Here is a 12,419-nt window from a genome sequence, read left to right on the forward strand (position 1 = left end):
AAACTTGATTATCGATTGGAGAAACTAATTTTTGTATATAACGCGTATTCCGGAACTCAACATGCGGTTCTGGATGCGCTGCATAAATTAATTAAGCCAAATTCTTACGCTTGTAGTCTTTGTAAAGTGACTTATGGCATCTTTTCTGAAAATACCGACTGGAAAAAATTCAGGAGAAATTCAGACACTGAAATGGAGTTTCTGCATATTGATGAGTTTCAGAAAAAGTATGCGTCAAAATTCGGTTTTAAATACACGTTTCCCATAGTCTTGTGGGAAGATGAAGGGGAAATGGGGATTTTTATTACCACTGAAGAATTAGACCGAACTCAAACTGCTGAAGATCTAATAGCTTTTATAAAAGAGAGGTTTGAAGTTTAAGCCCGTAAATTTGAAGAATTTAATTCTTCATTAATTGTTTCAATATATTCCAATATCTCATCCTGTCCTAATTTTGTGTTCGCAGAGCTTATAAAATATTGAGGCATTTCTTCCCAACTTTCCAGCATTTTTTCCCTGTAAAAATTAATATTTCGTTCCAGGGGTTTGGGCTTCAGTTTATCAGCCTTAGTGAAAATAATACAGAAAGGAACATTGTTTTCTCCCAGCCACTGCATAAATTCCATATCTATAGGTTGTGGTTCGTGCCGGCTGTCAATAAGCACAAAAGCACATATCATTTGCGCTCGCAGCTCAAAATATTTAGTGATGAATTTCTGAAATGTTCTTTTTGTGGTTTTTGAAACTTTCGCATAGCCATAACCCGGTAGATCTACCAGGTGCCAGTTCTTGTTGATCAAAAAATGATTAATAAGCTGGGTTTTTCCCGGTTTAGCTGAGGTTTTTGCCAAAGTTTTTCTGTCGGTAAGCATATTTATTAAAGAAGACTTCCCTACATTACTGCGACCAATAAAAGCATATTCAGGCAATTTACTATCGGGGCAAAGATCTACCCTGGTATTGCTTACCACAAATTCAGCCGACTTGATTTTCATTTTAAAAATGTTTAAAAATAGTATTTGAAATAGCCAGAAATGAAGTTCTTTTAAAGCTTTAAAACTTTATTTAAAATTTCGTTGCTGTAACCAGGCGTGAAGCAGCTCATTAAAAATAATGGGATGTTCCATCATTGCAGCATGGCCGCATTTGTCTACCCAGTAAAGATCGGCATCGGGAAGTAAACGTTGAAAATCTTCAGCTACTTCGGGTGGAGTAACATTATCATCTTTTCCCCAAATAATACAAGTAGGAGTTTCCATTTTTGGTAGATCCTTAGCCATGTTATGCCTAATAGCGCTTTTTGCAATAGCAAGTGTTTTTACCAACTTATTCCTATCACTAACCGTTTCGTAAACTTCATCTACCACTTCTTTAGTAGCCACTTCGGGATCATAAAAAACATCCTGGGCTTTTTTCTTTATAAAGTCGTAATCACCTCTACGCGGATAACTCTCACCCATAGAATTTTCATAAAGACCCGAGCTGCCGGTAATTACCAGCGCCTGAACAATGTCTGGGTATAATTTAGTGGCCAATAAAGCGATATGGCCACCTAGCGAATTACCTAGCAGGATTACTTTGTCGTAACCTTTGTAGTCTACAAATTCTTTTAAATATTTAGCAAAAGTCTGTACACTGGTTTTAAGCAGCGACATGGAATATAGAGGCAATTCTGGAATTACAACTTTATAACCATGCTTCGGAAAATATTCGGTAACCCCATCAAAATTACTTAAACCGCCCATAAGTCCGTGTAAAATAACTATCGGGGTTCCTTCTCCTTGCTCCAGGTACGTAAACTTTCCCTCTTGCCTTAAATTATTTTTCATTGATTGGCTTTGCGGTTAGCAATCGCAAATATAGCGATTTCATTACAAGTATAATCATTTTTAAGAAATAGCAAAGGCATTTAAGAAATGCTTTTCACCGCTATTTTGTAAAATTTTTAACAACAAAAGTGCAATAAAAACCAAGCCTCTGAAACCTAAACAAATAGCGCTATTTGATAGTCTTTCAGCTAAATACAGTGGAGAAACTTATCAACAAAGTGGTATAAAGTGGTAAAATGTGGTAATTTTTTCAATATATTTGACTCTATAAAGTATTCAAGTGGTAAACCTCATTGGGACATACGAATGTAAAGCAGATGCCAAGGGCCGGCTAATGGTCCCTTCGGCATTAAAAAAGCAGCTTGCGCCTATGTTGCAAGATGGTTTTGTGCTTAAGCGTTCGGTTTTTCAACCTTGTTTGGAGTTGTATCCTATGCAGGAATGGAATGTTTTAATGCAAAAAATTAATGGGTTGAACCGCTTTAAAAAGAAGAATAACGATTTTATTAGAAAATTTCAGGCTGGTGTAAAGATGGTAGAAGTAGATTCTAATGGAAGACTTTTAATTCCGAAGGATCTTGTTGGGTTTGCCGGAATTAGTAAAGAAATCGTGCTTTCTTCTGCAGTGAATATTATAGAGATCTGGGATAAAGATAAATACGAAAACACCATTGATGAGACTTCAGATGATTTTGCTGAATTGGCTGAAGAAGTAATGGGAAACGATGATTTAGATGCAATATCATAATCCGGTTTTATTAAAAGATTCAGTAGACGGCCTTAATATTAAGGAAGATGGCGTGTATGTAGATGTTACGTTTGGTGGAGGTGGCCATTCCAGAGAAATTCTAAACAGGCTTGGGCCTAAAGGGAAGCTCTTTGCTTTTGATCAGGATGAAGATGCGTTAGCAAATAAAATTGATGATCCTCGATTTACGCTAATTCACGAGAACTTTAGATTCCTGAAAAGGTTTTTAAGGTTTTACGGTATTAAAAAAGTAGATGGAATTTTAGGTGATTTCGGTGTTTCCTCTCATCAGTTTAATGAAGCAGAAAGAGGTTTTTCTACACGTTTTGATGCGCGTCTTGATATGAGAATGAACCAGGGAAGCAGTTTGAGTGCTTTTGAGGTGATCAATGAATATACAGAAGAGCAACTTAAAATGTTGTTTTATGACTATGCCGATTTGAAAAACGCGCCGAAGCTCGCGAATTTGATTGTTGAAGCAAGAAAAGAAAAGTCTATAGAAAGCAGTGAGCAATTAAATGATTTACTGAAACCACATCTTTTTAAAGGTAAGGAAAATAAAATTCTGGCGCAGATTTATCAGGCAATTAGAATAGAGGTAAACCAGGAAATTGAAGCTTTAAAGGAATTTTTAAAGCAAACTGAAGAGATGGTGGTAAAAAATGGGAGAATTAGTCTTATTTCTTATCACTCTTTAGAAGATAGGTTGGTGAAACGATATATAAGGAGCGGTTTGTTTCAGGGTGAGCCTGAAAAAGATTTCTACGGAAATATTTCAGTTCCTTTCAAAAAAGTAGGCGGACTTATAGTGCCTTCTTCAGAAGAAATTAAAGAGAATAATAGAGCGAGAAGTGCCAAATTAAGAGTGGCAAAGAAATTATAGGTTTTTGAAGTTTTATGAAAAAAGGTTTTTACAACATACTACGAGCTAATTTTCTTATTAGCAGGGATGCGGTAAACAACTGGCGTTTTATAGTTTTTTGCACACTACTGGCTATTGTTATGATTGCCAGCTCCCATAGTGCAGAGAGCAAAGTGCATAAAATAGCAAAACTTCATACTGAAGTAAGAGAGTTAAAAAGTGAATTTGTAGATCGGCGTTCAGCGCTTATGCGAATAAAGATGGAATCTACAATTACCAATAAAATGAGAGGAAGGGGAATACTGCCTTCTGAGAATCCGCCGTATAAAATAAAAGTGAATATAAAAGAGTAAATGGCTACAACTGAAAAAGGCATATTGAATAGATTATACGTGGTTGCGGCCTGTATGTTCGTGTTCGCTGTTGGGGTAGGCGTGAAGCTGCTCGATATTCAGTTTGTGGAGGGAGATTATTACAGAAACCTGGCGGAAGAACGCACAGTGCGAAGTTTTAAAATCCCTGCCAGCCGTGGGAATTTATACGATGCTAAAGGTAATCTTTTAGCGACTTCAGTTCCTAAGTATGATGTACGCTTTGACGCAGTTACCGTTTCAGATAAAAATTTTCAGGAAAATATAGTACCACTTTCCAATAATCTAACCGAAATGTTTGGGAAGTCTTCTGCGTATTGGTCTCAATATTTGAGGCAGGCGCGAGCTAACCGGCAACGTTATTTACCCATTGCTAAAAATCTTGGTTATTCTGAATATATGAAGGTAAAAAGCTTTCCTATGTTCAGCCTTGGCACTTATAAAGGTGGGATTATTGTAGAGCAAAGAACAGTACGTGAGCATCCTTTAGGGAAAATGGGAGAACGAACGGTGGGTTACGAGCGGCAGGATGAAAACGGATATTTTACACGTGTTGGCCTGGAAGGCGCTTTTAGTTCTTATTTAAGAGGAACCGACGGACGTAGATTAAAACAAAAAATTGCTAAAGGCCAGTGGAAACCAATAAGTGATAATAACGAAGTAGAGCCTAAAGATGGCTATGATGTTATTTCTACAATAGATGTGAATATTCAGGATATCGCACATCACGCTTTATTAAAGCAACTGGAACATTTTGAAGCCGACCACGGTACCGTAGTGGTTATGGAAACCAAAACCGGTGAGATTAAAGCAATGTCTAATCTTGGGCGCACCGAGGGAGGAAGTTATTTTGAAAAGAGAAATTATGCGGTTTATGAATCTAGCGAGCCGGGTTCTACATTTAAATTAATGGCGATGACCGCCGCATTAGAGGATAACATTATAGACACCAGCTCGGTTATAGATACTGAAAATGGCGTAGTGAGATATTACGGGAGACCGGTTAGAGATTCCCGTCGGGGAGGCTATGGTAAAATTTCTGCAGGAAAAGCTTTTGAGGTTTCTTCAAACACTGCATTTACAAAAATTATTACTGAAGGTTATAAAGATAATCCAGCCAGGTTTGTAGACAAGCTTTACGAGATGGGACTAAACAGTAAAATTGGGTTGGATATAAAAGGAGAAGGCTCTCCTAGAATTCCACATCCAAAAGATAAGAGTTGGAATGGTTTAAGCCTTCCCTGGATGGCTTTTGGCTATGGAGTTTCTTTAACACCGTTGCAAACTTTAAACTTTTATAACGCTATTGCTAACAATGGCGAAATGGTGAAGCCAAGATTTATAAAAGAAGTAAAAGAATGGGATAAAAGTATTTTAAAAGTTGAACGAGAGGTAATGAATCCAAGAATTTGCTCTCCTGAAACAGCTAAAAAACTTCAAAAAATGATGCAGAATACCGTAGAGCAAGGTACTGCTGCAAATATTTATACCCCTAACTTTTCTATGGCCGGGAAAACAGGTACCTGCCAGGTAGAATACTGGATAGAGCCGGGAAGATATATTTCCTCCTTTGCAGGATATTTTCCAGCCAAGGATCCTAAATATTCCTGCATTGTAATTATTCACAAGCCTAATAAAAGCAAAGGTTATTACGGGAATATTGTGGCGGCACCGGTTTTTAAACAAATCGCACAAAAAATTTATACCGATACTCCTGTGATGGATACGCTGCCATCACTTGATATAAAAAACGAAAAAGTTGAAAATGATTTTGAAGCTTATTTCGCGAAAATAGATAATGAAAAAATAGTGATGCCAGATGTAACCGGTATGCCGGCAATGGACGCTGTTTCATTATTAGAAAACCTGGGGCTTAAAGTGATTTTCCAGGGAACCGGGAGGGTTAACAGCCAATCAATATCGGCGGGACAGAAAATAGAAACTAATCAGCAAGTAAATTTAATATAGGTTGAGAGTCTTAAAAGACATATTGTATAAAGTGGAGATCGATGCCGTAGTAGGAAATACTTCGGTAACTATAAACAAGCTCCAGTTTGACTCTAGAAAGGTTGAACTTAATGATGCATTTGTGGCTATTCGCGGAAGTCTTTCAGATGGTCACGAGTATATAGGTCAGGCTATAAATAACGGGGCTTTAGCCGTGGTATGCGAGGAATTTCCGAAGGAAATTGTAAACGGAGTTACCTATGTGAAAGTTGGGAACGCACAAAAAGCTTTGGCTTTTATGGCAGCGAATTATTATGATAACCCTTCAGAAAAATTAAAACTTGTAGGTGTTACCGGTACCAACGGTAAAACCACGATCGTTACACTTTTATATAATTTATTTACAAAAGCCGGTTTTAAAGTTGGACTTCTTTCAACGGTTAAAGTAATGGTTGCTGAACATGCTTTTGACGCGGTTAGAACTACACCAGATTCTATTACCATCAACGATTATTTGAAACAAATGAACGACGAAGGTGTGGAGTTTTGCTTTATGGAAGTAAGTTCTCATGGGATAGATCAGCATAGAACTACAGCCCTGGACTTTGCCGGTGGAATTTTCACTAACCTAAGCCACGATCATTTAGATTATCATAGCAATTTCGCGGAATACCGTGATGTTAAGAAACGCTTTTTTGATGAATTACCGGCTTCGGCATTTGCACTTACAAATACCGATGATAAAAATGGCCAGGTAATGCTTCAAAATACCAAAGCGCAAAAATATACTTACGCCTTAAAATCTTACGCCGATTATAAAGCGCAAATCCTTGAAAATTCTTTCACAGGTTTATTGTTAAAAGTAAACGACCAGGAATTATGGACGCGCCTAATTGGGAATTTCAACGCTTATAATGTTTTAGCGATTTATGCTACAGCAGAACTTTTAGGCCTGGAGTCTCTGGAAAGTTTAAAGATAATTAGTGAATTGAATTCTGTAAGCGGAAGATTCCAGTATATCATTTCAGAAAAAGAGAAAATTACCGCAATTGTAGATTACGCACACACGCCTGATGCTTTAAAAAATGTGTTGGAAACTATAAATAGCATCCGTACAAAAAATGAAGAACTTATTACAGTGGTAGGCTGCGGTGGCGATCGTGATACAACAAAAAGGCCAAAAATGGGGCATATCGCTTCGGCATTGAGTACCAAAGTGATTTTTACCAGTGATAACCCAAGAACTGAAGATCCGGAAAAGATTATAGAAGATGTGGAAGCCGGAGTTGAACCGCAGAATTTTAAGAAGATCATGTCAGTAACCAATAGAAAACAGGCCATAAAAAGCGCTGTTCAAATTGCGGGACCAAACGATATAATTCTTATCGCCGGGAAAGGTCACGAGACCTATCAGGAAGTAAATGGCGAGCGTAAAGATTTTGATGATCTTAAGATTGTAACCGAATTTTTGAAACACTTAGATAAGTAACCCCAAAACTTTTCTGTAGGAAAAGCAACAAGAAATTATGTTATACTATTTATTCGAATATTTAGATGCAGAATACCAGGTGCCTGGGGCGCGCTTGTTTGGGTATATCTCATTTAGATCGGCGATGGCCATTATTCTTTCTTTAGCGATTTCTACGATTTACGGGAAAAGAATAATCAATTATTTACAGGCGAAACAAATAGGGGAGAGTGTTCGTAATCTTGGTTTAAGAGGGCAGAGTGAAAAAGCCGGTACTCCAACAATGGGTGGGGTTATTATAATTATTGCTACCCTTATTCCGGTTTTACTTCTTGCTAAACTTGAAAATATTTATGTTATACTTTTAATAGTAACCACTCTTTGGATGGGAGCTATAGGATTTATAGACGATTATATTAAAACCTTTAAAAAGGATAAAGAAGGCCTTCAGGGCAAATTCAAAATCTTAGGTCAGGTTGGTCTGGGAATAATTGTAGGGGGAACCTTGTTTTTTCATCCGGGAGTGACTGTAAAAGAAGAAACCAACGAACCCGCACCAGAGCAGCAGGAGTTAGTAGATAGTTTTCAGAATATGCGGGAAATGGGGCCGGAACTTAAAACGACCACCACTACCATTCCTTTTGTGAAAAATAACGAATTCGATTATTCGAGTTTGATAAGTTGGATAGATCCAGCTTTGGCAAATTATGCCTGGCTAATATTTATTCCTATTGTGATTTTTATTGTGACCGCGGTTTCCAATGGCGCAAATTTAACCGATGGAATAGACGGTCTTGCCGCAGGCTCTTCAGCAATAATTGTGCTTACCCTGGGGATTTTTGCCTGGGTCTCGGGTAACATTATTTTTTCAGATTATCTGAACATTATGTACATCCCCCGCTCTGGTGAGATGACGATTTTTATAAGTGCTTTTGCTGGTGCTTTGGTGGGATTCTTATGGTACAATACTTACCCGGCGCAAGTTTTTATGGGAGATACGGGAAGTTTAACCATTGGCGGAATTATAGCCGTACTCGCAATAGCCACAAGAAAGGAATTATTGATCCCCATTTTATGCGGAATCTTCCTAATGGAAAACCTCTCGGTAGTTTTACAGGTGGCTTGGTTTAAGATTACAAAACGAAAATATGGCGAAGGCCGAAGGGTTTTTTTAATGGCGCCATTGCATCATCATTATCAAAAAAGAGGCTATCACGAAAGTAAAATAGTAGTGCGGTTCTGGATTATTGGAATTTTCCTGGCCATTGTAACTATAATCACTTTAAAAGTTAGATAAGAAATATTGAAAACTGAAACTCAACATACTAACAATTCCGGTAAAAAACTGGTGATCCTTGGCGGCGGCGAAAGCGGTGCAGGGACTGCTATTCTTGGAGTTAAAGAAGGTTTTGAAGTTTTTGTTTCAGATAAAGGAAAAATAAAAGAAAAGTATAAGTCGGTTTTTGAAGGATTAAAGATCGACTGGGAAGAAGAGCAACATACTGAAGCTAAAATATTGGATGCTGACGTGGTGATGAAAAGCCCGGGTATTCCAGATTCAGTAGCTATTGTAAAGCAATTGCAGGAAAAAGCTATTCCGGTGATTTCAGAAATAGAATTTGCAGCCGCTTTCACTTCAGCCAAAATTATTGGGATCACAGGAAGTAATGGGAAAACCACCACAACAAAATTTGTGCATCACATTTTGAAAAATGCAGGAATTAAAGTAGGAATGGCGGGGAACGTAGGAGATAGTTTTGCTAAACAAGTTGCCGAAACAAATCCCGACTGGTTTGTATTAGAATTAAGCAGTTTTCAGTTGGATGGAATCAAAAATTTCAGACCTGATATTGCGGTTTTAACCAATATCACACCAGATCATTTAGATCGTTATGAGCATAAACTTGAGAACTATGTGTTTTCAAAATTTAGAATTGCCGAAAACCAAAGCCCGGAAGATTATTTCATCTATGATTTAGATGATGAAATTATTACGAAATGGTTAGCGAAAAATCCGGTGAAAGCACAAAAACTTCCGTTTTCACTTCAACAAAAAGTGGAAGACGGATCTTATATAGAGAATGAAAATATTATTGTCAACATAAAAAACAACCAATTTAATATGCCAACAACAGAGTTAGGTTTACAGGGAAAACATAATACCAAAAATGCTATGGCTGCGGCCACTGTTTCCCAATTATTAAGAATTAGAAAGGAAACTATTCGGGAGAGTATGGAGAGTTTTCAGGGCGTAGAACACCGACTTGAAAAAGTGCTGAAAATTAATAATGTGCAATACATTAATGACTCTAAGGCAACCAATGTGAACGCTACTTTTTATGCTTTGGAAAGTATGGAGAGCGAAACCGTTTGGATTGTTGGAGGCGTGGACAAAGGGAATATTTACGACGACCTTTTACCGCTGGTAAATGAAAAAGTAAAAGCAATTATTTGCCTCGGAATAGACAACCAGAAGCTGATGCAAAACTTCGGGAATTGTGTAGATACAATGTTAGAAACGCAATCTATGAATGAAGCTGTAAAAATGGCTTATAGCCTGGCAGAAAAAGGAAATACGGTCTTACTTTCTCCAGCCTGTGCCAGTTTTGATCTTTTTGAAAATTATGAAGATAGGGGACGCCAGTTTAAAGAGGCAGTTAGAAATCTATAATGGTAATTGTGGCCAAAATTGTTGATATTTCGTCATCCTGAACTTGTTTCAGGATCTAGACTGTTCGATAATCAAAACATATTAGAAGCTGAAACAAGTTCAGCTTGACGATAAAAGGAAATTAAAGATTTAAATGAGTAACATTTTTTCAAATCTTAAAGGCGATAAGGTTATCTGGGCTACGGCCGGGCTGTTGGCGATATTTTCATTTTTGCCGGTCTACAGTTCCAGTAGTAATCTTGCGTATTTATATGGAGACGGAAGCACCTTTCAGTATGTGGTGGTGCATTTCTTCCATTTGCTTTTAGGTTTTTGTTTGCTCTTTGCCGTTCATAAAATTCCATATCATTATTTCAGGGGGCTTTCCATTCTCTTTTTACCGGTGGTGATCGTATTATTGATCTATACAGTAGCACAGGGAACTATGATTGATGGGGCTTATGCGAGCCGTTGGATTCAAATTCCGGGTATTGGAGTTTCATTTCAATCTTCAACCCTGGCATCGGTAGTTTTAATGATTTATGTGGCGCGTTACCTATCAAAAAAAACCAATGAAAATCTAACCTTTAAAGAGTCAATTTTACCGCTTTGGGTGCCTGTGGGTGTGGTATTATTACTAATTTTGCCGGCCAATTTCTCCACAACTGCCATTATTTTTTCTATGGTGCTGGTACTTATGTTTTTAGGTGGATATCCCATAAAATACCTTGGAATTATTGTAGCTGCAGGCCTGCTTTTGCTAACGATGTTCATTTTAACAGCGAAAGCATTTCCGGGACTTTTACCAAACAGGGTAGATACCTGGGCGAGCAGGATTGAGAGTTTTTCTAACGATGAAGATACCGAAGCCGATTATCAAATTGAAAAGGCGAAAATCGCTATTGCAAGTGGTGGGGTTGCAGGAACGGGAATTGGTAAAAGCGTGCAAAGAAATTTTTTACCGCAATCTTCATCAGATTTTATCTACGCGATAATTGTTGAAGAAATGGGATTAATAGGCGCTTTTGGAGTGATGCTGGCTTATTTAATGTTGCTTTTTAGAATTGTGATTGTAGCCACAAAAGCCAATACTGTATTCGGGAAATTACTGGTTATGGGCGTTGGTTTGCCAATAATCTTTCAGGCTTTAATTAATATGGGCGTTGCGGTAGAGCTGTTTCCGGTTACGGGACAAACTTTGCCTTTAATTAGTAGTGGAGGAACTTCAATTTGGATGACCTGTATGGCACTTGGTATTATTTTGAGCGTAAGCGCCAAACGCGAGGAAATGAAGCAACGCGAAGAAGCTGAAAAAGAATTGGATGATGAAAATCCGTTAGATATTTTAAGTGAAGCGATATAACCAGCATTATGCGGAACGCAAGAAATTGCATTGAAGTTTATGATTAAGTTCCAAAAATTGGAATTAAAAAATATAAAAGGATGAAAAAGGATTTACGTGTAATATTATCTGGAGGCGGCACCGGCGGGCATATTTACCCGGCCATTGCTATTGCCAACGAGATAAAAGCGCGTTATCCTGAAGCAGAAATATTGTTTGTTGGTGCCAGTGACAGGATGGAGATGGAGAAAGTACCACAAGCAGGTTACAAAATAGAAGGTCTTTGGATTAGTGGAATTCAGCGAAAATTGACTGTGGGCAATCTAATGTTTCCATTTAAGCTACTAAGTAGTTTGGCGAAATCCAGAAGAATAATAAGGGAGTTTAAACCAGATGTGGTAATAGGTACGGGAGGCTTTGCCAGCGGACCTTTACTAAAAGTGGCAAACTCGAAGGGCATTCCAACTCTTATTCAGGAGCAGAATTCTTTTCCGGGAATTACCAATAAACTTTTGGCAAAAGAGTCCGATAAGATTTGCGCCGCTTATGAGGAAGTTAAACGATTTTTTCCTTCCGAAAAAACTATAATTACCGGCAACCCGGTGAGACAGGATTTGCTGAAGATTGACGAAAACAGGGAAAAAGCTCTTGCGCATTTTGGTCTTGAAAAAGACAAAAAAGTATTGCTGGTTTTAGGTGGAAGCCTTGGCGCAAGAAGAATTAATCAGTTGGTGGAAACCAATTTAGAAAGATTTAAAAAGGAAAATATTCAGCTTATCTGGCAAACCGGAAAGCTGTATTTCGAAGAATATAAAAAGTACAATTCAGGCTTGGTGCAAACGCATTTATTCTTGAATGAAATGAATTTTGCTTACGGCGCTGCAGATGTTATTATTTCACGAGCCGGAGCGGGCACGGTTTCAGAATTAAGTATTGTGGGAAAACCGGTACTTTTCGTTCCATCTCCAAATGTAGCTGAAGATCACCAGGCTAAGAATGCACTGGCCGTAGTGAAGAAAAATGCGGCGATGATGTTGAAAGAAAATGAGCTGGATGAAAAATTTGAAACCGAGTTTTTCGCATTAATGGCTTCCGAAGAGAAGCAAAAAGAACTGGGAGAAAATATAAAGAAACTGGCTTTGCCAAATGCAACCGCAAGGATTGTAGACGAAGTTGAGAAATTGATTAAATAAATTATATAA

General features: G+C 37.9%; 12 protein-coding genes. 10 read left to right on the forward strand and 2 right to left on the reverse strand.

All coding sequences use genetic code 11. The features are described 5' to 3' along the window. The first annotated feature begins 15 nt into the window (after positions 1-15). Positions 16-381, forward strand: a complete 366-nt coding sequence (locus tag FG27_RS11840) for a hypothetical protein (RefSeq protein WP_037319338.1) — start codon at positions 16-18, stop codon at positions 379-381. On the opposite strand, the gene yihA is transcribed toward FG27_RS11840, so the two are convergent. After that, complete coding sequence (yihA, locus tag FG27_RS11845) at positions 378-995, reverse strand: ribosome biogenesis GTP-binding protein YihA/YsxC (protein ID WP_037319340.1); 618 nt, start codon at positions 993-995, stop codon at positions 378-380. The genes FG27_RS11840 and yihA overlap by 4 nt on opposite strands. Positions 996-1,061: 66 nt before the next feature. After that, the gene (locus tag FG27_RS11850; RefSeq protein ID WP_037319342.1) at positions 1,062-1,829 is read right to left on the reverse strand and encodes an alpha/beta fold hydrolase; all 768 of its coding nucleotides are present in this window, start codon (positions 1,827-1,829) and stop codon (positions 1,062-1,064) included. A gap of 280 nt (positions 1,830-2,109) precedes the next feature. Between FG27_RS11850 and mraZ the strand changes: the two genes are divergently transcribed. The 9 genes from mraZ (at position 2,110) to murG (ending at position 12,410) form a co-directional block, all read left to right on the forward strand. Continuing rightward, positions 2,110-2,577 carry a division/cell wall cluster transcriptional repressor MraZ gene (gene mraZ / locus FG27_RS11855; protein ID WP_037319344.1) on the forward strand — a complete coding sequence of 156 codons (468 nt, stop codon included), beginning with the start codon at positions 2,110-2,112 and terminating at the stop codon, positions 2,575-2,577. Continuing rightward, the gene (gene rsmH / locus FG27_RS11860) at positions 2,564-3,460 is read left to right on the forward strand and encodes a 16S rRNA (cytosine(1402)-N(4))-methyltransferase RsmH (protein ID WP_037319346.1); all 897 of its coding nucleotides are present in this window, start codon (positions 2,564-2,566) and stop codon (positions 3,458-3,460) included. The genes mraZ and rsmH overlap by 14 nt, the downstream gene beginning before the upstream one ends. Before the next feature lie 14 nt (positions 3,461-3,474). Then, positions 3,475-3,792, forward strand: a complete 318-nt coding sequence (locus FG27_RS11865; protein ID WP_037319349.1) for an FtsL-like putative cell division protein — start codon at positions 3,475-3,477, stop codon at positions 3,790-3,792. Continuing rightward, on the forward strand, positions 3,793-5,778 hold the full coding sequence (locus tag FG27_RS11870) for a penicillin-binding protein (RefSeq protein ID WP_037319351.1): 1,986 nt from the start codon (positions 3,793-3,795) through the stop codon (positions 5,776-5,778). A gap of 1 nt (position 5,779) precedes the next feature. Beyond that, positions 5,780-7,246, forward strand: coding sequence for a UDP-N-acetylmuramoyl-L-alanyl-D-glutamate--2,6-diaminopimelate ligase (locus FG27_RS11875; protein WP_037319354.1), 1,467 nt, complete (start codon positions 5,780-5,782; stop codon positions 7,244-7,246). Positions 7,247-7,283: 37 nt separating this feature from the next. Beyond that, the gene (gene mraY, locus FG27_RS11880; RefSeq protein WP_037319357.1) at positions 7,284-8,522 is read left to right on the forward strand and encodes a phospho-N-acetylmuramoyl-pentapeptide-transferase; all 1,239 of its coding nucleotides are present in this window, start codon (positions 7,284-7,286) and stop codon (positions 8,520-8,522) included. A 6-nt stretch (positions 8,523-8,528) separates the two neighbouring features. Continuing rightward, positions 8,529-9,896: a UDP-N-acetylmuramoyl-L-alanine--D-glutamate ligase gene (murD, locus tag FG27_RS11885; protein WP_051935831.1), complete on the forward strand. Its 1,368-nt coding sequence runs from the start codon at positions 8,529-8,531 to the stop codon at positions 9,894-9,896. Between the two features lie 133 nt (positions 9,897-10,029). Beyond that, positions 10,030-11,238 (forward strand): FtsW/RodA/SpoVE family cell cycle protein, encoded by a 1,209-nt coding sequence (locus FG27_RS11890; RefSeq protein WP_037319359.1) that lies wholly within the window; start codon positions 10,030-10,032, stop codon positions 11,236-11,238. A gap of 80 nt (positions 11,239-11,318) precedes the next feature. Continuing rightward, positions 11,319-12,410 (forward strand): undecaprenyldiphospho-muramoylpentapeptide beta-N-acetylglucosaminyltransferase, encoded by a 1,092-nt coding sequence (gene murG / locus FG27_RS11895; RefSeq protein ID WP_037319361.1) that lies wholly within the window; start codon positions 11,319-11,321, stop codon positions 12,408-12,410. The last annotated feature ends 9 nt before the right edge of the window (positions 12,411-12,419 follow it).

This window comes from Salegentibacter sp. Hel_I_6 (assembly GCF_000745315.1).
Classification (GTDB): Bacteria; Bacteroidota; Bacteroidia; order Flavobacteriales; family Flavobacteriaceae; genus Salegentibacter.